This window comes from Oleiphilus messinensis (assembly GCF_002162375.1).
Taxonomy (GTDB): domain Bacteria; phylum Pseudomonadota; class Gammaproteobacteria; order Pseudomonadales; family Oleiphilaceae; genus Oleiphilus; species Oleiphilus messinensis.
Genome location: NZ_CP021425.1, coordinates 2,065,577 through 2,088,870, shown reverse-complemented (window position 1 = coordinate 2,088,870; position 23,294 = coordinate 2,065,577). Strand labels below are relative to the sequence as shown.

The 23,294-nt window shown below is 48.4% G+C and carries 23 protein-coding genes; 10 read left to right on the top strand and 13 right to left on the bottom strand.

Features of this window, described 5'->3' with window-relative positions; all coding sequences use genetic code 11:
• Positions 1-52 precede the first annotated feature (52 nt).
• The 4 genes from OLMES_RS09135 (at position 53) to OLMES_RS09120 (ending at position 3,107) form a co-directional block, all read left to right on the top strand.
• A complete protein-coding gene (locus tag OLMES_RS09135) occupies positions 53-592 on the top strand; it encodes an LPS-assembly lipoprotein LptE (RefSeq protein ID WP_087460981.1) in 540 nt (179 codons plus the stop codon).
• 13 nt (positions 593-605) lie between these two features.
• On the top strand, positions 606-1,634 hold the full coding sequence (gene holA / locus OLMES_RS09130; protein ID WP_157678233.1) for a DNA polymerase III subunit delta: 1,029 nt from the start codon (positions 606-608) through the stop codon (positions 1,632-1,634).
• 96 nt (positions 1,635-1,730) lie between these two features.
• Positions 1,731-2,006: a hypothetical protein gene (locus tag OLMES_RS09125; protein WP_087460979.1), complete on the top strand. Its 276-nt coding sequence runs from the start codon at positions 1,731-1,733 to the stop codon at positions 2,004-2,006.
• 459 nt (positions 2,007-2,465) lie between these two features.
• The gene (locus OLMES_RS09120) at positions 2,466-3,107 is read left to right on the top strand and encodes an endonuclease (RefSeq protein WP_087460978.1); all 642 of its coding nucleotides are present in this window, start codon (positions 2,466-2,468) and stop codon (positions 3,105-3,107) included.
• 102 nt (positions 3,108-3,209) lie between these two features.
• On the opposite strand, the gene OLMES_RS09115 is transcribed toward OLMES_RS09120, so the two are convergent.
• The 9 genes from OLMES_RS09115 to bioB form a co-directional block, all read right to left on the bottom strand.
• Complete coding sequence (locus OLMES_RS09115; protein ID WP_087460977.1) at positions 3,210-5,000, bottom strand: acyl-CoA dehydrogenase C-terminal domain-containing protein; 1,791 nt, start codon at positions 4,998-5,000, stop codon at positions 3,210-3,212.
• A 283-nt stretch (positions 5,001-5,283) separates the two neighbouring features.
• Positions 5,284-7,080: an acyl-CoA dehydrogenase C-terminal domain-containing protein gene (locus OLMES_RS09110; protein WP_087460976.1), complete on the bottom strand. Its 1,797-nt coding sequence runs from the start codon at positions 7,078-7,080 to the stop codon at positions 5,284-5,286.
• Positions 7,081-7,613: 533 nt separating this feature from the next.
• Complete coding sequence (locus OLMES_RS09100) at positions 7,614-8,594, bottom strand: putative metalloprotease CJM1_0395 family protein (RefSeq protein ID WP_198343277.1); 981 nt, start codon at positions 8,592-8,594, stop codon at positions 7,614-7,616.
• Positions 8,595-8,652: 58 nt separating this feature from the next.
• A complete protein-coding gene (locus OLMES_RS09095; RefSeq protein ID WP_087464406.1) occupies positions 8,653-8,910 on the bottom strand; it encodes a hypothetical protein in 258 nt (85 codons plus the stop codon).
• A gap of 168 nt (positions 8,911-9,078) precedes the next feature.
• Positions 9,079-9,759, bottom strand: coding sequence for a dethiobiotin synthase (bioD, locus tag OLMES_RS09090; protein ID WP_087460973.1), 681 nt, complete (start codon positions 9,757-9,759; stop codon positions 9,079-9,081).
• A 42-nt stretch (positions 9,760-9,801) separates the two neighbouring features.
• Complete coding sequence (bioC, locus tag OLMES_RS09085) at positions 9,802-10,674, bottom strand: malonyl-ACP O-methyltransferase BioC (RefSeq protein ID WP_087460972.1); 873 nt, start codon at positions 10,672-10,674, stop codon at positions 9,802-9,804.
• A complete protein-coding gene (locus tag OLMES_RS09080) occupies positions 10,674-11,486 on the bottom strand; it encodes an alpha/beta fold hydrolase (RefSeq protein WP_087460971.1) in 813 nt (270 codons plus the stop codon). The genes bioC and OLMES_RS09080 overlap by 1 nt, the downstream gene beginning before the upstream one ends.
• 3 nt (positions 11,487-11,489) lie before the next feature.
• On the bottom strand, positions 11,490-12,671 hold the full coding sequence (gene bioF / locus OLMES_RS09075; RefSeq protein WP_087460970.1) for an 8-amino-7-oxononanoate synthase: 1,182 nt from the start codon (positions 12,669-12,671) through the stop codon (positions 11,490-11,492).
• Positions 12,672-12,727: 56 nt separating this feature from the next.
• Positions 12,728-13,786, bottom strand: coding sequence for a biotin synthase BioB (gene bioB / locus OLMES_RS09070; RefSeq protein ID WP_087460969.1), 1,059 nt, complete (start codon positions 13,784-13,786; stop codon positions 12,728-12,730).
• A gap of 349 nt (positions 13,787-14,135) precedes the next feature.
• On the opposite strand from bioB, the gene OLMES_RS09065 reads away from it, so the two are divergent.
• Positions 14,136-14,675: a ComF family protein gene (locus tag OLMES_RS09065; RefSeq protein WP_157678232.1), complete on the top strand. Its 540-nt coding sequence runs from the start codon at positions 14,136-14,138 to the stop codon at positions 14,673-14,675.
• A 15-nt stretch (positions 14,676-14,690) separates the two neighbouring features.
• Here the strand turns inward: OLMES_RS09065 and OLMES_RS09060 are convergent, their stop codons facing one another.
• The gene (locus tag OLMES_RS09060) at positions 14,691-15,794 is read right to left on the bottom strand and encodes an NAD(P)/FAD-dependent oxidoreductase (protein ID WP_087460967.1); all 1,104 of its coding nucleotides are present in this window, start codon (positions 15,792-15,794) and stop codon (positions 14,691-14,693) included.
• Between the two features lie 179 nt (positions 15,795-15,973).
• On the opposite strand from OLMES_RS09060, the gene OLMES_RS09055 reads away from it, so the two are divergent.
• Positions 15,974-16,972 (top strand): DMT family transporter, encoded by a 999-nt coding sequence (locus OLMES_RS09055; RefSeq protein WP_087460966.1) that lies wholly within the window; start codon positions 15,974-15,976, stop codon positions 16,970-16,972.
• On the opposite strand, the gene OLMES_RS09050 is transcribed toward OLMES_RS09055, so the two are convergent.
• A complete protein-coding gene (locus OLMES_RS09050; protein ID WP_087460965.1) occupies positions 16,907-17,302 on the bottom strand; it encodes a DoxX family protein in 396 nt (131 codons plus the stop codon). The genes OLMES_RS09055 and OLMES_RS09050 overlap by 66 nt on opposite strands.
• A gap of 182 nt (positions 17,303-17,484) precedes the next feature.
• Between OLMES_RS09050 and OLMES_RS09045 the strand changes: the two genes are divergently transcribed.
• From OLMES_RS09045 to cmoB, 4 genes are all read left to right on the top strand, one after another.
• Positions 17,485-18,486 carry a serine/threonine protein kinase gene (locus OLMES_RS09045; protein WP_087460964.1) on the top strand — a complete coding sequence of 334 codons (1,002 nt, stop codon included), beginning with the start codon at positions 17,485-17,487 and terminating at the stop codon, positions 18,484-18,486.
• 76 nt (positions 18,487-18,562) lie between these two features.
• On the top strand, positions 18,563-18,892 hold the full coding sequence (locus OLMES_RS09040) for a hypothetical protein (protein ID WP_087460963.1): 330 nt from the start codon (positions 18,563-18,565) through the stop codon (positions 18,890-18,892).
• A gap of 30 nt (positions 18,893-18,922) precedes the next feature.
• Positions 18,923-19,669 carry a carboxy-S-adenosyl-L-methionine synthase CmoA gene (gene cmoA / locus OLMES_RS09035; RefSeq protein ID WP_087460962.1) on the top strand — a complete coding sequence of 249 codons (747 nt, stop codon included), beginning with the start codon at positions 18,923-18,925 and terminating at the stop codon, positions 19,667-19,669.
• Positions 19,670-19,677: 8 nt separating this feature from the next.
• Complete coding sequence (gene cmoB, locus OLMES_RS09030) at positions 19,678-20,673, top strand: tRNA 5-methoxyuridine(34)/uridine 5-oxyacetic acid(34) synthase CmoB (protein WP_087460961.1); 996 nt, start codon at positions 19,678-19,680, stop codon at positions 20,671-20,673.
• 56 nt (positions 20,674-20,729) lie between these two features.
• On the opposite strand, the gene OLMES_RS09025 is transcribed toward cmoB, so the two are convergent.
• Positions 20,730-22,022, bottom strand: a complete 1,293-nt coding sequence (locus OLMES_RS09025) for an adenylosuccinate synthase (RefSeq protein ID WP_087460960.1) — start codon at positions 22,020-22,022, stop codon at positions 20,730-20,732.
• A 75-nt stretch (positions 22,023-22,097) separates the two neighbouring features.
• The gene (locus OLMES_RS09020; protein WP_087460959.1) at positions 22,098-23,270 is read right to left on the bottom strand and encodes an ATP phosphoribosyltransferase regulatory subunit; all 1,173 of its coding nucleotides are present in this window, start codon (positions 23,268-23,270) and stop codon (positions 22,098-22,100) included.
• Positions 23,271-23,294: the final 24 nt, after the last annotated feature.

The following is a 23,294-nucleotide window of genomic DNA, read 5'->3' as shown; positions in this document are numbered from 1 at the left end:
GCACTTCTCCTGTTAAGAGCCCCTTAAAAGCAATCCACCTGATGAGGAACTTATGTTCAACATTCCCTTAAGGCCACAACACCTCATATTCTGGCTCAGTTTATCGATGCTGACAGCCTGTGGATTTCAACTCCGAGGGCAAGAGCCGGTTCCTCAATTTTTCAGTGACCTCAACCTCTATTGCCCAGCACACAACCCGTTCGAACTCTGCCAATCACTCAAAAGCAGAATCGACGAGAAACGCGACCAAGCCCCATCAAACACGATGGTGCAGTTGACGCTTCACGTACTCAAGACAGAAACAACCCGACAAGCGGTGTCGATAAAGAAAAATGCTTCAGTTGCCGAGTATGACATGGAAATCCAGACCTGGTTTGATTTCACAGACTCAGATGGCAGGACGATACTGAATGACACAGTCAGTACTCGACAAACCTATCGATTCGATGAAGAAAACATCCTGGGTAAAAACAAAGAAGAAGCAGAAATAAAAGTCGATTTACTCAATGAAATCGCAAGACGCATCATTTTACGAATTAACGCGATAAACGACCTTGCGCTGCAAGAAAAATTGCAACCCGAGACAAACTGACACCGTCTTCGCCGTGAATATCACTCCAGATAAACTATCACAAAATCTGACCAGCAAGATCAATCCCGTCTATCTTGTCACCGGCGAGGAAACGTTGCTGATTCAAGAAAGCATGGATGCAATTCGCCAGTCCTGTCTCAAAGCAGGATATGACGAGCGCGTTGTCTTCCACGCCGACACCAAGACCCAATGGAGTGCAATAATTGAAGAGTGCAACGCGCTCTCCCTTTTCTCTGCGCGAAAAATCGTAGAAATCAAACTACCCGCAGGAAAACTGAACAAAGACGCATCAGAGACCTTGTGCCAGTATTTGTCTCACCCCTCTGAAGATGCCGTTCTCCTCATCGAAAGCAGCAAAGTCGATCGCGGAGAACAAAAGAAAAAGTGGTTCAAAACAATTGATGAACGAGGATTGATCGTTACCGTCTGGCCCATTGACTCCCAGCGCCTGCCTGCCTGGCTGGCAAAACGCTTGAAACAAAATGGCTTCGATGCTGAACGGGATGCACTGGAGCTACTCTGTCAGCGTGTTGAGGGAAATCTTCTTGCGGCTGCTCAGGAAATGGAAAAGCTGAAACTGACCTGCCCTAATGGCAGAATATCCGCTGAGGATGTTATGGCCGCAGTAGGCGATAGCGCCCGTTACAGCGTTTTCGATCTTGTTGATCAGTGCCTTTCGCAAAACTCGAAAAAGGCTATGCACATTCTGGAAACACTCAAAGCAGAGGGTGTGCAACCTTCCATTACACTATGGGCATTAAGCCGTCAGGTTCGCCTGATAAGCCAGTTAAAAGCGTCTACCGGGAATACCGAAACAATACTGCGCAAATACACAGTACCCAAAAACAAATCTGCTCAAGTAAGCAGGCTGGCATCAGCACTCCCCAATCACTTCACAGATTTCACATTGCGCCTTTGTTTCATGGCAGACCAATCAATCAAAGGCAATCGCAAAGAAGACCCATGGACCCTCCTATCTGATATCGTCATGGCGTTCTGCAATACGAATTTCATCTCGTTTGACTACATTTCGTTAAGGTGATTGATTCATATCAACGCATTTGAAACGCGTAACGATGAATATTTATCCCATAATCTGCAGTATAAAAAGTCTCATCTCAGTTAAAAAGGAATAGTCATGACCTCAATTCACGATGAAATTAAAACACTTTCAGAACAACTGAAACAACAACGTGATGAAATCAGAGTTAAGTTAGAGTTGGCCAAACTGGATGCCCGGGATGAGTGGGAAGAACTTGAGGAGCACTGGGAACACTTCTCGAGTAAAATGGCCCACCTGGGTAAAGAAGCCGGTAAAGAAGTTGAAGACGCGGGTAAAGAAATTTCGGAAGCCGCTAAAGAACTTGGCCAGAAAATCAAAACTCGCTACGAAAACCTAAAAGACAAACTCTGATAACAGCCCGTTCTTTCTGCTCATAATACTGAAAAGTCTGAGTGGGTGTTGCTGAACATTGATTAAACCGGTTGATTTACTGAGCTCCCCATACAATCAACCGGCCCGCGACATGCTACATTTGAAATCATGAGCCCGCAGTAATTTTCCGACACCTTATACGCAAGCAATATCCCAAGTTACAAAAACATCACGCGTGTGTATATTTTCTTACACCGTGTTACACTTTTCTTATCCAACGGAACCAGACACTAACGAGACCTAAACAAAATACGTTAGTTTTTTACCTTCGTATGGCTTACCTAATCTATGCTTATAAAATATAACCATAATTACATCGTGTTGACCAACGAAACAGTGTAGACAGTAAGTATGCAGGTTGGGTCAGGGCAGTTTGGCAAGCGGCACAATTAGCATTCAACGATTGCAGTTAACCTACTAGATACCTACAGAAGCAACATGAAAGCACGTACTCTCATTTTTATTTTAGCCGCGACATTTACCCACTCAATCAATGCGGCTCCTCCCGATCGCGCTCCCGTGGACAACCCTAAGTCATTCCTGAAAACAAATTTTTGGGGAAAACTGTACGAAAAAGGCGGCACAAGTTTCTATTGCAAAAAAGAGTTTAAAAAGAAGTCAATCCTGTACGATGAGAGCTACATCTATTCTGATTCATGGATTAGAGACCACCTCCGGTGTGGAACCCCACGGCAATGCCGCAAGAATAGCCCGGACTATCGTTTAATGGTAACCGATATGCATAACATCTTCCCGGCTGTCTCAAAAATTGAACTGAATCGGAGAGATGCCAAATTTGAAGAACTCGGTGATGAAATCGCAATCGAAGAGTGCGGTATCAAGCGTTCATTCCTTATTATGGAACCCGCAGATGACATCAAGGGCGATATCGCCAGAGCAATATTTTATATGTCCAAGACCTATGACTTACCCCTTGTCGGGTTTACCAGTCAACTTAAACGATGGCACCAATCTGACCCGGCATCGAGGGAGGAAGTACTCAGGAACACGCGCGTCATGGAACTACAGGGCAATGAAAACCCATTTATTACCAACTCCAGACTGGCAGATCAATTTTAGTCCAATAGCGCGATAACACTCGCGTGAATAAACGACAGAAAGTAAAAAGCCCACTGCATTGCAGCGGGCTTTTTAGGTTAGCAAGATGGATATTGCGCGAACTTAGAACTCTTCCGCGCTCAACGCCATCATATCTGCACTGCCGGTCTTGATCGCTTCGGCCAAAGCCAGAGACTTAGGCAACAAACGATTAACAAAGAAACGTGCAGTCTTGATTTTTGTTGCGTAAAAGCCTTCCGTATCACCTTCCACGTTCTCAAGCGCTACTTTAGCCATTTTCGCCCACATGTAAGTGAATGCGGTAAAGCCAAACAAATCGAGGTAGTCTACAGAAGCCGCACCAATCTCTTCAGGGCTTTGTGCTGACGCTTTGATGACATGCTCTGTAACATCCGACAATCGCTCGATTGCTTTAGCCAACGGGGCTGTAAACTCTGTAAGGGCAGCGTTGGCGGAGTTCGCTTCAACAAACTCGGTAACTTCTTTAGCAAACAGCTCGTAGAACTTACCATTATTCGCAACAACCTTACGCCCCATCAAATCCAACGCCTGGATACCATTGGTTCCTTCGTAAATCTGGGCAATACGCACGTCACGAACCAACTGCTCCTGACCCCATTCACGAATAAAGCCATGGCCGCCGAAGACTTGCTGACCCATTACGCAGCTTTCCAGTCCACGATCGGTCAGGAACGCTTTAACCACAGGCGTCAATAACGCTACCATTGCATCGGCATGAGCCTTCTCTTCAGTATTATCACTGAACTTGGCAATATCCAACCAACGCGCAACATAGGAGGAAAACGCACGACCACCTTCATTGTATGCTTTGATCGTCAACAGCATGCGACGCACGTCAGGGTGCACAATAATTGGATCCGCCGCTTTATCTGGGTTAGCAGGACCAGTAGCCGCACGCCCTTGAATCCGGTCATTTGCGTACTCAACGGCATTCTGGTAAGAGCGCTCACTCGCAGACAACCCTTGAATGCCGACCGCCAGACGCTCGTAGTTCATCATGGTGAACATGCAAGCCAGACCTTTGTTCAACTCGCCAACCAACCAGCCTTGGGCACCATCAAAGTTCATAACACAGGTTGCAGAGGCCTTGATCCCCATTTTGTGCTCAATTGAACCGACACTCACATTGTTGCGGTCAGCCAGAGAGCCATCCTCGTTCACCAGAATTTTTGGCACCAGGAACAAGGAGATACCACGCGGACCGGCTGGGGCATCAGGCAGTTTAGCCAGAACAAGGTGAATAACGTTATCACTCAAATCGTGATCACCACCGGTAATGAAGATTTTAGTACCGGTTACAGTGTAAGAACCATCATCGTTTGGTACCGCTTTTGTCTTGATGATACCCAAATCGGTTCCCGAATGTGGCTCAGTCAAATCCATTGCACCCGCCCAAACACCGGAATACATATTTGGCAGGTATTTCTCTTTCAGTTCGTCAGTCGCGTGCGCGTTAATCGCAAGTGCGGCACCGGCGGTCAACATAGGGTACAGCCCGAAAGAAATGTTGGCAGACTGCACCATTTCTTCAACCTGAGCACCAATCATCTTGGGCATACCCATTCCACCCAGCTCAGGGTTTCCACCCAGACCACACCATCCGCCTTCGATAAAGGTTCTGTATGCTTCAGGGAAACCTTTAGGTGTCGTTACTACACCGTCATCAAAGTGACAGCCTTCCTCATCACCGCTACGGTTGATAGGATCCAGCAATGTTGAAGCAATTTTTCCAGCTTCTTCCAAAATCGCTTCAGCCGTTTCCACATCGACTGTTTCTTTAGTCCCGGCAAGAGATGCCCACAATTTTTCAGCTTCAAAAACTTCATTCAATACGAAGCGCATATCACGCAACGGGGCTTTATAATCCGCCATCTATAGTGTCCTCTCTTGTGTCACAGTACTCATCGATCTTACCGATTGTCGGAATTTTCAGTGAAATTCTAACCAAATGCGCTTTCTAATCCCATTATGGGACGGCTGACCCAACCAAAGAAACGAGTCATTGGCCTGAAAAACATACATTAAAGTCAGAATTGTCCCTCCAATGGCAAAAAACGTGCATTTTAGCCGCTGATGGGCTAACACACAATTGAAAGTTTTTTTTGGGCTCTAGAAACAAAAAAAACCCGCGAATGCGGGTTTTTTTCATTGCAAATTAGAAAACGAAGTTTTCGACATCCATTTGCATCAGAACTTCAGCACCACCCGCCAGTGATTCCGCGTGAGCGGAGGTTCTTGGCAAGATTCGCTTGAAGTAGAATTGAGCAGTCTGAACTTTCGCCTGATAGAAACCAGCCTCTGAACTACCTTCTGCCAGTTTCTGTTGAGCGATCAGAGCCATACGCGCCCAGAAGTACGCCATGGTGATGTAACCAGAGTACATCAGGTAATCAACCGCTGCTGCACCAACTTCTTCACGATCTTTCATGGCAGACATACCCACTTTCATGGTCACATCGCCCCACTCTTTGTTCAGTTTCTGCAGAGGCTCGATGAATTGTTTCATCTCTTCGTTATCAGCCTGCTCTTTACAGAAAACATGAACCAGTTTAGTAAATCGCTTCAGCGCTTCACCCTGAGTCATCAATACTTTACGACCCAGCAAATCCAGTGCCTGAATACCGGTTGTTCCTTCGTACAACAACGCGATTCGAGTATCACGAACGATTTGCTCCATACCCCACTCTGCAATGAAACCGTGTCCACCAAATACTTGCACACCGTGGTTTGCCGCTTCGTAACCCACTTCGGTCAAGAACGCTTTCAGAATTGGCGTCATAAAGCCCATCATTTCGTCAGACTCTTTACGCTCAGCTTCATCTTCAGACATACGGACAACGTCTGCGTGTTGTGCAGTGAAGTAAATCATTGCACGCGCACCTTCTGCGAAGGCTTTTTGAGTCAACAACATCCGACGAACATCTGGATGCACGATGATTGGATCTGCAGGGCCTTCTGGATTTTTAGCACCAGACAAAGAACGCATCGCCAAACGGTCTTTGGCATAAGTCAACGCGCCCTGGAATGAACCTTCCGCAGCACCCAGACCCTGAATCGCAGTACCCAGACGTGCAAAGTTCATGAAGGTGAACATGCAAGCCAGACCTTTGTTCTCAGGCCCGATCAGGAAACCTTTGGCAGCGTCGAAGTTCATCACGCACGTGGAGTTACCGTGGATCCCCATTTTGTGTTCGATCGAACCACAAGTCACAGCGTTACGCTCACCAACACCACCGTTCGCATCTGGCAAGAACTTAGGTACGATGAACAAGGAAATTCCCTTGGTACCTGATGGTGCACCTGGCAGACGAGCCAGAACGATGTGAATAATATTTTCCGCCATATCATGCTCACCAGCGGAAATGAAGATTTTGGTACCTGAAATGCTATAGGAACCATCGGCATTTGGCTCAGCCTTGGAACGCAGAATACCCAGATCCGAACCACAGTGTGGCTCAGTCAGACACATGGTGCCAGTCCATTCACCGGTTACCAATTTAGACAAATAAACTTCTTTTTGCTCGTCAGTACCGTGTGTTTCAACAGTATTCACCGCACCGTGACTCAACCCTGGGTACATGCCCCACGCCCAGTTTGAAGTCCCGACCATTTCGCTCATGACCAGACCCAGAGACTCAGGCAGACCCTGGCCACCGTGCTCTACAGGAATAGTCATTGAAGGCCAGCCGCCTTCTACATATTGCTGGTACGCTTCTTTAAATCCTTTAGGAGTCGTTACACCCTCTTCGCTCCAGGTACAACCTTCTTCGTCACCCACGCGATTCAGCGGCGCAAGAACTTGCTCACAAAACTTCGCCCCTTCACCAACAATCGCGTCAACCATATCTTGGCTGGCATCGTCCGCACCCAACTTGGCATAGTGAGACTCACAGTCCAGCAATTCGTTCATTACAAACTTCATGTCTCTTAAGGGAGCTTTATAATCTGGCATATACCGTTACCTCTAAGGATGTTGTCCCTGGCATTAACACGCTCCAGGACAGGTTGGCTCTTTATGGTTACTCGGGCGAGTTATTCAATGCAGCACACATAGCGCACACTTTACTGGCGCTTCTGACACCAGTCGCACCAAAATCAACCCGATTATCAAACAAGTGTTTGAAACATACGTTTGGTTAAAAGAATTGTCAAGATTGATTCGTTTAAATTGATCGCACAAACCGCCAAATATCGCTCACATTTTGCTCACAAAAACATCTTTTTTAAGATTTATATATTTAAATTCATACACTTAATAGAAATCAAAAAATTAGAGCTTTTAGTCAGTAAAATTTTGCAACAAATCGCGCTCTTTTGGCGGATCAGCCCATAAATCCCAATTTCGGTGCACCAGCAATTTCAACCACCAAGTTGGTGCACACGCTATTTGTGCAGATCATGGACAGATCGCGATCAAAGAGAATTAAGTTCGGACAGCATGAATTGAATGTGAGTTTGGCTCGTAAGTAAGAGGTGGGAGTACGCTCAAACAAATTCGCTAATCGAATTTGTGGCGCCTGCCTGACTCGCCTGGTAAGCCTGCCCAAGGCGGATAAAATTTTCGTAAGTTTGAATTCCAGCAGTCGAATCAGGCACGGTCGTCCGCTCAGCCTGCTCTTCTCTTCGCTCTTCTCGCTCTTGTTGCTGCAACTTCAATTCTTCAGCTTTTTCCAGAGCAATTTCTTTCTGGCTTTCCAAAATAATCTGGGTCGCCTGGGCGGCTACCGCGCGATCCTGAGAAGATGGCTCTGCCGGTGCTAAAGCCGCATTACGGACTGTTCTCATTTTGGCAATGGTGGCCTCAGGATTGCCAGAGACCTTGCTCAAACTGATACCCACTTCACCCCCTACAGCGTATTGCACACCGTTCGGGCCAGTTTCATAAGTGAAGCTTGCAGAACCTGCATATTGCCCTCCAACTGCCTGATGCTGCGCCTCGTGCAAGCGCACTTCTCGATCACGCACTTTTAATTGCTCAATCACTTGCAGTTCGGCTTCTGAAAAACGTTGGGAAGAACTATCTGAATTACGCTGTGAACTAGAGTCATCAGGAGCAGATTCACGTCCCTCTTGAGACGCCGCATCTGGCTGCGCCGATTGAGCATTACCGCTTGCAGAATCAGCATTCGGCTGGGCCTCAGGGCGAACACCTTCAACGGGCTGCGCACCTCGTGCATTCTCCTCTACGGGATCCCCTGCCGGACCTTCGTCAACCGTGGGCTCTGCCCCTTGAGTAGCACTCGCCGGGGGAGCCTCTGCCCGTCGAACTTCAGCAAGAGAGTAAACCTGAGCCGCACCACTCTCCAGAGCACTAGGATTGCCAAGCGAAACAGTAACAGAGACGGGATTGGTAGACGCAACACCACCTACTCCGGATACCGTTGGAAATTGCGATGATTCCAGAGTGGGCTTGGCGACAGTTTGCGCCACTTGACTTGAGATGGCAACCCCACCCTGTGATGACACGGGAAGGCTGACTCCAGCATTAATTGCCTGCATCAATTTAAACCCGGTTTACGCCTTGCTAAGCGTTTATATCCAGAAGAGTCCCCAATGCCTGATCCGCCGTTTTGACGACTTTCGCAGATGCATTGGCGGTCGCTTCGTATAATTTCAACTCTACCAGAGGCTCGACAATATCGGCAGGTGAAGACAATGCGCCATTCGATGACGATACATTCTCTGAGCCCGAAGCGGCCACTTTTTGAGCCGCCTGCTCCATACCCGAAATGCTTTTTTGCACTCCGGTTACGCCTGTTTGCAACGTTAAACTAACACTCATAACGATGAAATCACCCACTGGGATTCTGTACAACATGTATCAATTTGCAATTCTTCAACAGGCGAAGTCGACCATACCTGGACAAATCTGGACAAAAATCACCCGCCTTCTTCGATTTAATCACATCATTGATTATTTTTCAATCACGGTACAGCTTATGCAGGCCGCTTATGGAATCAGAGCGTCAACTTCTAATTTGAGCGCGGCTTCGTCTATGGTCGCAGTATGAGGAACAACCCCCAGACAGGGAGCAGGTATTAAAGCGGTGAGTGTTGCGATGTTCTCTTGCAGCAAATCCATCTCGACCTCTGAAGCCTGATTTGCAACCCAACCGGCAAGCTTGAGGCCGTCTCTGATAATCGCTTCCGCTGTGAGCAAAGCATGACTGATACAACCCAGCTTAAGTCCAACCACCAGAATGACTTCAGCCTGGAGCTCAACTGCTAATCCTGACAGCATTTCCTGTTCATTCAATGGCACACGCCACCCACCAGCCCCCTCAATCAATAACAAATCGGGTCGCTTTAGTTCTACGCCACGGCATAATCCTATCAGGCGTTGCAAGGTGACATGCCGCCCTGCACGTTGAGCGGCAAGATGCGGGGCAACCGGCTCTTCGAAGGCTACTGGATTAACCTGCTCATAAGGCAACGATTCGCTCATGTAGTTTTGCAACAAAAGTGCATCGCTGTTTCGTAAATCTCCGGATTCATTTTTTTCACAGCCTGCCGCAACCGGTTTCAAGCCGATGCAACGCTGACCCGCCTCGGAGAATCGGTGCAACAATGCCGCACTGATCCAGGTTTTCCCGGCATCGGTATCCGTGCCGGTTACAAATATTTTTTTCATATTGGTACTCGATACAAAGATCTCTTGACCCTAAGCGTGTCGTTATTTCTTCAACAGTATGTAGCAAACGTTGTACGTGGCCGGGAGCTTTCCATTCGCCATTCGATAATGCTCATAAGCCGCCTGCAGAGCACGAATTCGTTGTTTCCCGGTAACATGGGTGGAGCGTTTGGGTGTGACATTATGTGCACCCAAATCTTTCAGTTCACGGCTCAGATTGCGAACCGAATCATACTGTAGCTCTCGAGTTTCCTGCACAACCCGGAAATCCTGAAATGATTCCCCTTTGGCATTGACCAGGATTTGTTTCACCGCATCAATCGTTAAGAACTGATTCACATGCTGAAATCCGTCAACCACACTCCAGGCGGACTGCAATTCATGGAGCGTCCCCTGAAGAAGTGTCGAAAGACAGGCTGTTCCACCGGGTTTCAGCGCATCAGCCACCTGCTCAATGACCGTGGAAAAGGCGTGACACCACTGCACCGCAAGGGAAGAAAAAATCAAGTCAAATTGAGACGCAGCAAACGGAAGATTCTCAATATCTGCGCAGACAAACCCGTCAACCGCACTGCGACAATCGGGTTGGCGTTGACCAAAATTCAACATTCCTTCTGCCAAGTCCAGTGCGATTAGACTTTCAACACCGAAATGCTGTTTAATAACCGGGGCCATGTAACCGGTTCCCGTGCCCATATCCAGCGCCTTTGCACAACGCTCGGGCCTCCAGCCAACAGCATCAACCGTTTTCATCAGATTTGTTGCCACCGCTTTTTGCAAATGCGCAGCAGCATTGTATGTATTCGCCGCCTTCGAAAAGGAAGAGGCCACCAAGCGTTTATCCAGAATATCGTCCAATGAACTTGGTGCATTCAAGACAGAGTCAACCTTATACTCTACATTCGCGGCACTCATTACATCCTCTCACAGTCTGGAAGGGGATTCGTTGTTCGAATGGCCTCCTTCACAATAGTTTGAACTGACGGGGGACACGAAGACCAGAAGCTGCATAATTTTGCGGCAATCTGATCAACCAGGCTACCAAATGGATAGTGCCCCATTCCCGGGATAACCGAAATCTGAATTTGATGACTCACTGCGTGCAACTGGTCAGCACTCAGCTTAACAACCGAGTCAGTCTCACCCAGAATATACTGCACCGGAATCGACAACGATTGAAGCGCCTCTCTGGAATCAGATTCTGCAAGTATATTTAATCCAGCGTGCAACACGTCTTGGCTCAATTCTGGCCCAAAGTCCTGAGACTGCAAGCGTCCAAGGATATTGGCCGTTTTCGTCATACCACCAAGCGATTGCAACGCAAGAAATCGCGAGAGAAGACGTTTAGGCGGCAAAGAAACCATTCTCCGGAACCCGTTAAGCGTATCCTCAGACTGACCGGCCAACCAACCTGAGCCAACTCGTTGTACAAAACAGGGAGAACTGGCCAGTGCTGTCAATGCGAGCACCCGCTCCGGATTTCGGGCAGCGTACTCTATCGCAATCTGAGCACCCAGTGACCAGCCAATAATCACTGCTTTTTCTGGTAAAACTTCTGCCAGATGCCTCAACCATTGCTCGAGCGAATAAGACCGATCAAGATTAATCTGAGTGATGCTTCTTCCACACGCCAGTGCATGTAACAACGGTTCCCAGACAACACCCGGCATCGCCCAACCATTGACAATCACCAAACCAGTGTGATCTTTTAGCGCAGAATCAGCCATACCCTAACCCGCTTCCACAGGCCAACGCTGCAAACAGGAACAAAGCCCCTGTAGCAACCGATCCACATCGCCAATAGAATGATTAGCGGAAAAAGTAACTCTGAGTCGAGCACTACCGGCAGGCACTGTGGGAGGGCGAATGGCTGTAACCCAGAGTCCAAGCGACTTTAAATGCTCGTTCCAGGCAATAGCAAGTTCGCTATCACCAACAATTACGGGCTGAATGGGCGTTTCAGAGGGCAGTAGCTGGAGGTTCATACCCAGCGCTTCAGTGCGGAAATGGGTGATCAATTCAGAAAGGTGTTGACGGCGCCATGCCTCTTCCTGGATAAGCCTCAATGCGACGTTTGTCGCAGACGCTATTGCAGGCGGCATTGCTGTGGTATAGATGTAGCTCCGGGCAAATTGCGAGAGGTAGTCAATTAGTTCGTCACTCCCCGCAACAAAGGCTCCCGCAGTTCCGAAGGCCTTTCCCAGTGTCCCTACCAGAATTTGCACATCATTCTCATCGAGCCCTTCAGAGTTTACCAGACCTTCACCATTCTGGCCCAATACGCCGAAACCATGGGCATCATCGACCATAAGCCAGGCATCATGCTCCCGAGCAGCTTTAGCCAGAGCCCGAACTGGCGCAACATCGCCGTCCATACTGAAGACACCATCGGTCACGATAAGTTTTTCACCGCCTTCAGGTGCCTTCGCCAGCTTAGCCTTGAGGCTCTCGAGATCATTATGCAAATAACGTTGAAAGCGCGCTCCAGACAGTAAACCTGCATCCAGTAACGATGCATGGTTCAAACGATCCTGGAGCACGGTATCACTGCGCCTGAGCAGTGCAGTGACTGTGCCCAGATTAGCCATGTAGCCTGTAGAGAAAAGCAGCACACGGGAACGCCCCAGCCACTTGGCCAAGGCATCCTCCAAAAGCTCGTGCTCGAGATGATGACCACTAACCAGGTGTGACGCTCCGGCCCCTACCCCCCATTTTCGACTTGCGGCCTGGAATGCCTCAACAATTTCAGGGTGGTTGGCGAGCCCGAGATAATCGTTTGCACAAAACGACAGATATCGTTCATTATCCAGCACGGCGTTCACATCCTGAGGCGAGCCCAACGTGCTCCGCTTACGGAACAAACCCTGCTCTTTCCGTACGCCTAAATCTTTTTTCAGGTGTGCAAATGCCATGGCAATCTATGCTCTCCGTTTACGGACACGCAGTCCCAACACAACACTGGCCGAGCTTAAGCACTTTTACTCGCATCATAAAAGAACTGCTTGTTTCGCTCGTGCTCCATGGCTTCGATAATGGCATGTTCTTCCTGATCTTCATTGTGTTCCGTTGTGTACGGTTCCGGATGAATGCCAAGCTTCTGGAACAACATACGGTCTTTATCCGCCTCAGGGTTTGCAGTGGTCAACAACTTCTCGCCATAGAAGATTGAGTTCGCTCCAGCCATGAAACAAAGCGCCTGCATTTGCTCATTCATTTCTTCCCGTCCTGCAGAAAGACGAACATGTGATGCAGGCATCATGATACGTGCCACCGCAATCGTGCGGATAAACTCAAACGGATCCAAGTCTTCAACTTCTTCCAGTGGAGTACCTTGGACTTTAACCAACATGTTTACCGGAACACTTTCCGGATGCTGGGGCAGATTCGCCAACTGCATCAACAAACCGGAACGGTCATCCGCAGACTCCCCCATACCCAGAATGCCGCCGCAACAAACTTTCATACCGGCATCCCGAACGTTTGCCAATGTCTTCAATCGATCGTCATACGTGCGGGTGGTAATAATGTGGTTGTAGAACTGCTCAGAGGTATCCAGATTGTGGTTGTAGTAATCGAGGCCGGCATTTTTTAAAGATTGCGCCTGATCAGAATCCAGCATGCCCAAGGTCATACAGGTTTCCAGCTTAAGCTCTTTGACGCGGCGAACCATTTCCAGAACGTAGGGCATATCCTTTTCCCGAGGGTTACGCCATGCCGCTCCCATGCAGAACCGAGTGGCCCCTTTTTCCTTGGCGGTTTGTGCTTCTTGGACAACCTTCTCAATCTCGAGAAGTTTTTCTTTTTCGAGACCTGTGTTGTAGTGGCCGCTTTGCGGGCAATATTTACAATCCTCAGGACAAGCCCCCGTCTTGATCGACAACAACGTGCTAACCTGTACCGCGTTCGGGTCAAAATGTTGACGGTGCACGGTCTGCGCCTGAAACAACAAATCATTGAACGGGAGCGCAAAAAGCGCGTTAACTTCTTTCAAAGTCCAGTCGTGTCGGATTTCAGACGTCGCTGCCATAATTAATCGCCTTGAATTAATCGCCTTAATTGAGGTTTATTTCAAATCAGGTGCTGGTTATCATGCAGAATTGATTTGAAACTTAAAAAAGATCATGGACGATATCTTACGGACTCACTTGTCGCTGTCAACCAAAATCAACTTTTTGGTTAACCGCTCTATTAACACGAACTACTGCAACCTGCCCAGACATTGCTATTTATGCCTGGCTGACAGCAAAACAAAACTTTCGATTTGCGAACCTTGCCTGAGGGATTTACCGTGGAATCTCACTTATTGCTTACGCTGCGCCCTTCCCACGTCAAGCCTGATTCCAGATTGTGCAGCCTGCAGAACCCATTCCAGCAAATTGGACACCGTTCGCGCCTGTTTTCACTACGGCTTTCCCATCGCACAGTTACTGCACCGCTATAAATATCAACACCGACGGGATGCCGGAAAGATCTGCGCGAACCTGGCCGATTTATATTGGCAACTACTTAACACATCTCTGAATCTGGAGACAATAAATCAGGTCGATGTGATTTTGCCCATTCCCCAAAGCCGCAACAAGTGGAAACAAAGAGGCTTCAGTCAGACCGAGACATTGAGCAAAGCGATCGGAAAACGTTCAGGTATTCCTGTGCATTCCAGGTGGCTGAGTATGGATAACCGGGCCAGGCCCAATCAGGCAGCCTTATCCCGGAAAGATCGAATCAAAAACCTGAAGGAAGCTTTTACCGTCAAAGACCGAGTTGCAGAGCAGCTAAATGGTCTAAACGTACTGCTGGTAGACGACGTCATGACAACCGGGGCAACCTTGGAATCCGTGGGAATGTTGCTAAAACAGATGAATGTAGCAAAGGTAAGCGCTTTTTGCCTGGCCAGAACCCCGCCGCCCAAGCTCTAGGTCTGCTGACGTTTGTCAAAAAAGTTGCGTAACTCTCTCTGCCAGCGCCAGGCTTGCAGTTAACCCCGGAGACTCAATACCCAACAAATTGATCAAACCAGGGATTTGGTGCTGCACTGCAGTTTGAATAAGAAAGTCAGCATCCGGCTCTCCCGCCCTGACCAACTTCGGACGGATTCCAGAATATTCTGCAGTCAGGTTCTGAACCGGGACATCAGGCCAATACCGGCGAATCGCCTCAACAAATCGGATTTTACGGTCATGATCAACCCGGTAATCGAGTTGCTCAACCCACTCAACATCAGGACCAAATCGGGCTCGCCCGGCCAAATCCAGGGTGAGGTGCACGCCAAGCCCGCCGGGTTCGGGAACAGGATAAATCAGTGACCGATAAGGTACTTTCCCAGTCAACGCAAAATAGCTGCCTTTGGCGTAACCGATACATGGAATATGCTTTGTATCCAGACCGGATAGCGTTTGTAACACATGCTCGGAATGAAGGCCGGAAGCCGTGATCAAATGTTCCGACAAAATAGAGAAATTAGCACCATCCGGTCCTCGCACCTGTAATCTGAACTCGTGCTTCGCAGCCGCTCCTTCCAGGACATTGTGACGCAGACAGAGCATGGCACCTGCATTTTCCGCATCCGCAAAATAGGCCTGAATGAGCCCGTGACTGTCGACAATTCCAGTTGAAGGCGAATAAAGGGCTTCAAGTGCAGATATTCCAGGTAAATCATCCGAAAACGCCCTGCGTGACAATCGGTCAAGGTCGGTCACGCCATTCAACATCGCATTGTGTTTAATTCGCTCCAACTGTCCTATCTGGGCTTCATTCGTGGCCACTATAAACTTGCCACATCTATGATAAGCAACCTTGTGACGCTCACAGTAGTCATACAACAATTGCTTACCGCGAACGCAGAGCTCTGCTTTCAGACTCTGTTGTGGATAATAGATCCCCGCATGAATCACTTCGCTATTTCGGGACGAAGTTTCCTCTCCGGGAAGGTTATTTCGCTCAAATAAAACAACCTGATACCCCTCCACGGCCAGAGCACGAGCAATAGCAAGACCAACCAAGCCGCCGCCAATAACGACAACATCCACTTTCAGCATGAATCAATTTTTCCTGTTAACATAATCGACCACAAATTTTACTTACGACTGCTGTTTTCTCATCTACCTTGAAAATGCAAAACATGAGTGCCAAGGTGCAGCCAACCTCACCAGATAACGAGCCCCCTGCCAAAAACACTCGAACACTCAATTAAGAGCCATCATTATAGAGATAAAAGATGCCTGCTTTTCCTTCTGCAAATTCCAATCAATCGACCGCGCTGGCCCTGACTGGACTGATATTGACTTCGTTTTTCTGGGCCGGCAACGCCATTGCAGCCAAGCTAAGCAGCCACCTGATTGATCCCGTCAGCCTCGCATTTTGGCGTTGGGCCATTCCATTCACACTGTTCCTGCCGCTTACCTTGCGATACCTTATTCGCTATCAGGTTGAAATCAAGCGCCAGCTTTGGCACTTGGTCATATTGTCATTTTTGAGCATCACCTGCTACAACTCGCTTCTCTATAGCGCAGCACACTTCACAACCGCAATCAATATCACGCTCGTGAATACCGCGTTACCGGTAGGTACAATCCTGTTCAGTATGATGTTGTTGCCCTGGAGGCCTTCTGCAACAGAAATTACCGGTGCTGGCATCAGCTTGCTGGGGACACTGATCATATTGAGCGGAGGCGCACTCAGCGCTCTATTTGCGCTGAAGTTCAACCCGGGAGATTTAATTATGGGGGCTGCAGTGGCGTGCTGGTCACTCTATTCGGTTTTACTCAAAAAATGGCAGCCGGAACTCCCTCCTTTCGCGCTGTTTTGTGTACAGGTCAGTATTGGGCTTTTTTTGTTGCTGCCATTTTTTCTCTTCAGCAACAGCACATCCTCGAAAATACCGGATCTATCCGGGGAGCTATTCTGGATACTGGCCTATGTTGGGATCTTTCCATCGGCTGCAGCCTATATTTTGTGGAATTTCGGCATACGTCAGGTGGGCCCGGGGATAGCCTCCATTTTCAGCTACTTGATACCGGTGTTCACGGCATTACTGGCAAACATGGTTTTGAATGAAACCCTCTACTGGCACCATATTTTTGGCGGTATCGCGACGCTGGCGGGTCTCGTTTTATCCAGTTGGAGTCAATTTAATCCTCAGCGCAAAGGCTCAAGGTTTCAGTTCCCGGTTCAGCAAACGCCAGTTTCCGGGCCCGGTCGCAAACAAGAACAGTAACCCCCCCGCCAATCCCAGGTTTTTCATAAACATTGAAAACTCAATTCTCTGCGAAAAGTCGAAATGGAAGAAAATTGCGGCTAAAACACAAAAAACTGCCAGAACCAGAGCAATCGGACGCACAAAAATCCCGAGCGCAATTGCGAGAGCCCCTGCCAACTCCAAAATCAACACAAAGGGTAACAACGAGCCGGGTACTGACATAATCTCCATATAAATCTGAGTCCCCTCGTAATTATATAACTTACCAAGGCCTGCCAGAAAAAAGAGACATGCCATAAAAATTCGACCGATTAACAGCGCCAAGTTTTCCATCCATGTGTGTTGCATAATTAAATCTGGACTCGCTATGAGGTTATAATCAAAGGGTTATGGCCAAGATTATAGCGCAACTTAAGTCATCTGCTCTGAGCACAGCTACGCAGCATGACAACAAGCACTAAATCTGCCAAAGACTGAAACTAAATGTGGTACTATGCCGCGGATTCGACCCGAAGTTCCTGGAGCACAACATGACCGATCAGATTCTAACACCGGAGTCAGGCCACCCATTCGAGCAATTAACGCCGGATGCCGTATTGGATGCCGTTGAATCTCTCGGCTTTTTAACAGATGCACGCATAATCACACTGAACAGCTATGAGAACCGCGTTTTCCAGGTGGGCCTGGAGGACAGTGACCCGGTTATCGTTAAATTCTATCGCCCAAACCGGTGGAGCGACGCGCAAATTCTGGAAGAACATCAATTTACCCAGGAATTGGCCGAACTTGAGATACCCGCTGTCCCCCCGATGACAATCGCGGGCCAAACGCTTTTTGCCTCTGGCCCCTTTGTCATGGCTGTTTACCCCAGAAGAACGGGCAGAGCACCGGACTTGGGAGACCTGGACAACCTTATTCAACTCGGTCGTTATATCGCAAGAATTCACGCCTGCGGAAGCATAAAAACATTTGAGCACCGACTTTCCCTTGATATGGCGGCCGAGATCGAAAGTGCACGAACGGCAATTCTACGCAGTGATTTTTTACCCCCGGAATTGAGATTACCCTATGAGAAATCAACCGGTCAAATCCTGGACAAGGTCGCGAGTATTGCATCTGAGTGGCAGTTTCCCGCTCTCCGGCTGCATGGTGACTGTCATGTCGGGAATATCCTGGTGCGCGAAGATATCCCATTTTTTGTCGACTTTGATGACTCATTCAATGGTCCAGCCATCCAGGATTTATGGTTGTTTTTATCCGGTGAAAAGGATGAACAACGACGCCAATTCAGCGAGCTGGTCGAGGGCTATGAAGAATTCAGCGAATTTGATACGCGGCAAACCGTACTGATCGAAAGCCTGCGCTCATTTCGAATTATTCGCTATGCGGCATGGCTCGCCAAGCGCTGGGATGATCCAGCATTTCCCAAACATTTCCCATGGTTCGCTGGAGGAAGGTTCTGGTCGGATCATATTCTTGAACTACGGGAGCAAGAGGCAGCTTTGGATGAACAACCTATTTCACTTTACTGATTAAATTCCAAACGCCAAAGTAATCAATCTACAGATGCACGACTGAATCTCAGGACGAATAACAGGAATGAAAACTATGCAAGAACGGCCCGATGTAGAAGATACAGGTATTCAACCGATTGCAATCGTGATTACCATAATAGTCACCATTATCGTTACCGTCGTATCACTTGAGATGACTGGAAAAATCAGGCATACCGACAATAAAGAGGATGTAGTGATAGCAGAATACAAAGCCATATTTCTGCAACAAGGTGACAGCCACCGCCTTTCAACGAAGCCTTCTGTGCAAACGGCAATCTGTAAAGAAGGCTTCATCGTCGTGGTTTCGGACACAGATCCGCAGATGCGGGCTCTGATCGTAGACTACAAAAACCGGGGCATAAAATGCACCACCGGTCAATAATGCTTGAATACACAACAGTGGAGTATGCGGATGAGTGAAGACACCTCGCCAAAACGCGATGATTTGTACGCAAAAGCTCTAGGCCCAGTACCCGATTTTGCCTTCGACGAGTCTGTCGCTCGCGTTTTCCCGGATATGATACGCCGCTCGGTGCCCGGCTATACCACGATAATTCCCATGCTTGAACTGATTGCCCATCGGTACTATCAAGTCAATACGGTTGCTTATGATCTGGGCTGTTCTCTCGGCGCCTCTACACTGGCTGTTCGCCACGGCCTGAAGCAACATCCCGATGCAAAGATCATCGCTATCGATAATTCCGAAGCCATGCTGGAAAAATGCAATCACTATATCGAACTGGATAACGCGCCAACTCCGGTTGAACTGGTATGTCAGGATATTGATAACGTTCAGTACGAAAAAGCCTCAGTCATCGTGTTGAACTTTACATTGCAGTTTATCCCGCTTGAGAAGCGCAGCCAGCTCTTGGCCAGACTCAATAAATCAATGGTACCAGGTGGAGTATTGGTACTTTCCGAAAAAGTACGATCCGAACAGAGTACTACACAGGCAGCGCTCACCTCACTGCATGAAGACTTCAAGCGAGCGAATGGATACAGTGATTTGGAGATCAGCCAAAAACGCTCTGCCATCGAAAACGTATTGATCCCAGAGACACTTAGTGACCATCAAACCCGTCTTACGAATGCCGGGTTCAGTGCAATTCACACCTGGTATCAGTGCTTTAACTTTATATCACTCATTGCTGTTAAATAACCTAGCCCATGTTTAATCTCGAAGAAGTTTATGACAACCTGATCGAATATGTAGAACACAGTCGTTTGGAAAACTGGTCACCACAACTGCGTGAAATGTTGAACGATAAACTGATTGCAGCTCCACACGGCAAAATGGATGAATGGATTTCCGCACTGGCTAACCTGCCAGACCTGAAGCAAGTCTCTGTTGATTTTAATCACAATGCCATTCGCCTGGCGAGTGGAGACCCACTAACCAACGAAGAGCAAAAGCGTCTGACAGACGGGCTAAAATCATTAATGCCCTGGCGCAAAGGGCCATTTGAGTTTTTCGGCACGGAAATCGACACGGAATGGCGCTCAGATTGGAAATGGGATCGAGTTCACCCGCATTTATCAAACCTTAAAGACAGATTGATTCTGGATGTCGGTTGTGGCTCGGGGTACCACTGCTGGCGCATGCTGGGTGCGGGGGCGAAGCGTGTTATCGGTATCGATCCCAGCACGCTGTTTCTGATGCAATTTCTCGCAGTGAAACGGTATGCCGGGATGACATTACCCGTCGACTATCTGCCCTTCAAAATGGAGGAGATACCGGAAAATCTGGAGGCTTTCGATTCTGTATTCTCTATGGGCGTACTCTACCACCGCCGCTCACCGATAGATCATTTATACGAATTGAAGGGCGCACTAAAAGCAGGGGGTGAGCTTGTCCTTGAAACCCTGGTCGTAGATGGGCCGGACGGTTATAGCCTGATGCCTGCAGACCGCTATGCCATGATGCGAAATGTATGGTTTTTACCGAGCTGTCCAACACTCTCCACCTGGCTGGAGCGTGTTGGCTTCACAGACATTAAATGTGTTGACTTGAACCAAACCAGCCTGAATGAACAACGTGCAACGCCTTGGATGACGTTTCAATCCTTGTCAGACTTCCTCGACCCCAACGATTCCAAACGCACTATCGAAGGTTATCCAGCCCCATTGAGAGCAACTTTTGTGGCCACCAAACGCGCCTCTTAAAAAATGGCGCTGAAGGTGGCATTTACATACAAACCTTAGCGCCATCCTTTTAGCTTTTAAGCGAAGGGGTGTCTCAGAACAATCGTTTCGTTACGATCTGGCCCGGTCGAAATAATATCAATAGGCGCTTCAATCTGGTCTTCAAGGAACTTGATGTAAGCTCGGGCATTCTCCGGCAAATCTTCAAGACGTTTTGCCCCCAACGTGCTCTCGGTCCAACCGGGTAGCTCTTCAAACACGGGTTCGATGTCAGCAAAATCAGCGCAGTCAACTGGCGGTCGTAACAGCTCTTCACCTTTGTAGCGATAACCGGTACATACCTTAACCGTCTCCAGCCCGTCGAGAACATCAAGCTTGGTAAGACAGATACCAGAAACACTGTTAATTTGAATCGCATGACGCAATGCCACTGCATCAAACCAGCCACATCGACGAGGACGGCCAGTCGTCGCGCCAAATTCGTGTCCCTTCTTAGCCAAATGCTCACCCTCGCTGTTAAACAGCTCGGTGGGGAATGGACCTGAACCAACACGAGTTGTGTACGCCTTGGTAATCCCCAGAATGTAATCCAGATACAGAGGACCGAAACCACTTCCGGTTGCGGTACCACCTGCTGTTGTATTGGAAGAAGTTACAAAGGGATATGTGCCATGATCAATATCCAACAGCGACCCTTGAGCACCTTCAAACAACAGGTTTGCACCATCTTTACGCCCCGCATGCAAGGCATCAACAACATCGCACACCATAGGCTGCAGTTCTTTTGCCCAGGCCAGAGCATCCTCAAGGGTTTTTTCTACACAGACGTCTTCTGCCTGGTAATAGTTCTTGAGCATGAAGTTATGGTATTCCATTATCTTACGCAGTTTTTCTTCAAACCGCTCGGCCTGGAACAAGTCACCCACTCGCAGCCCACGTCGAGAAACTTTATCTTCGTATGCAGGCCCAATCCCACGACCAGTTGTACCAATCGCATCTGAGCCCCGGGCTTTCTCACGAGCTTGGTCCAGTGCAACATGAATGGGCAGAATCAATGGACAAGCCGCACTGATCCGCAACCGATCCCGAACCGGAACGCTCTTCTCTTCAAGCTCTCGTATCTCTTTCAGCAGTGCATCCGGAGCCAATACAACACCATTACCAATGAGGCATTGCACATTCTCACGTAAGATTCCCGACGGAATCAGGTGAAGAACCGTTTTGACACCATCGATGACCAAGGTATGGCCTGCATTATGACCACCTTGAAAACGTACAACTGCGGACACCTGTTCTGTCAGCAAGTCAACGATCTTTCCTTTACCCTCGTCTCCCCATTGGGTGCCCAGCACCACTACATTCTTACCCATGACTTTGTCTCAGCTTTGATCAGATTCAATATGAGTTCGCGTTACACGAAAATAAGTTCAATCCCCGCAGCATTGCTACAGGTTTTCTACAAGCCATTGTCCATTTTGCTTAACAAGCTTGCGGTCACACCCCAGACCAACAGGATCATCATCCGAACTTAAGGCCTGTACGATCTTTTCCGTTTCCCTGAGTTTACCAATCGTTTCCAGCAAGTCCTTGCAAGAATCAAGGGGAGCAAAAATCCCGGAGCGCCGACTTTCCAGCTCAGTCCGCGTGACCAGCGTTTTTAAGTCCGCACTAAACCCGGTGGCTGATCTCGCTCTTCCAAACTCACGACCAACCGCATCATAGCGCCCGCCCTTCGCGACTGCTTTACCATACCCCGGTACAAACACAGCAAAGACCAATCCGGTATGATAGTTGTAACCTCGCAGCTCGCACAGATCAAAACTCATGACCACATCCGGGAAAAATTCACTCAGCTGTTCGGCAATGCTGGACAGACTCTCAATTGCTTCCAGTACGCTTGCGCCCGCATTATGCAATAAGGACTGCGCTTGCTCCAGGATTGAGGCATTCCCCACAAGAGTCGGAAGTGCATGAAGCATTTTGGCCAATTCAGTATCGGCAATGTGGGTCTCGGTCAACCGTTCCAAGTCAGGCACAGATTTCCTTTGCAAAGCATCAATCAGAAGCCGCTCAACAGCGTGGCTCACATTTGCTTGTGCCAGTAGCCCTTGATAGATACCAACATGAGACAGGTTTAAATGTGGCACGCCAATTTTGGCAGTTCTGACGGTTTCCACCATCAAGCGGATCACTTCCACATCAGCCAACTCAGATTCACTGCCAAATAATTCACAACCAATCTGTAATGGACTTCTACCTGTTATCTGGTTTTCAGGCAACGCGTGCAATACGCTGTCCGCATAACAAAAACGATTAACAGCATCTGACTTCCAGCACCTGGCGTCAATTCGCGCGGCTTGGGGTGTAATATCCGCACGCACGCCCATAAGTCTTCCGGTTAATTGATCCGTAACTTTAAAAGTCTGTAAATCGAGATCATTGCCTGTACCTGTGAGAAGTGATTCAAGGTATTCAATCAATGGCGGTGTGATTAGCTCGTATCCCCAATTGCGATAAACATCAAGCAAGCGGCGTCGAAGTGTTTCTGCTGCCCAGGCTTGAGGAGGTAGTAGCTCTTCTACCCCGTCCGGTAACAGCCATCTATCAAACAAAGTCATTTACTATCCTGAACAGATTAAGTT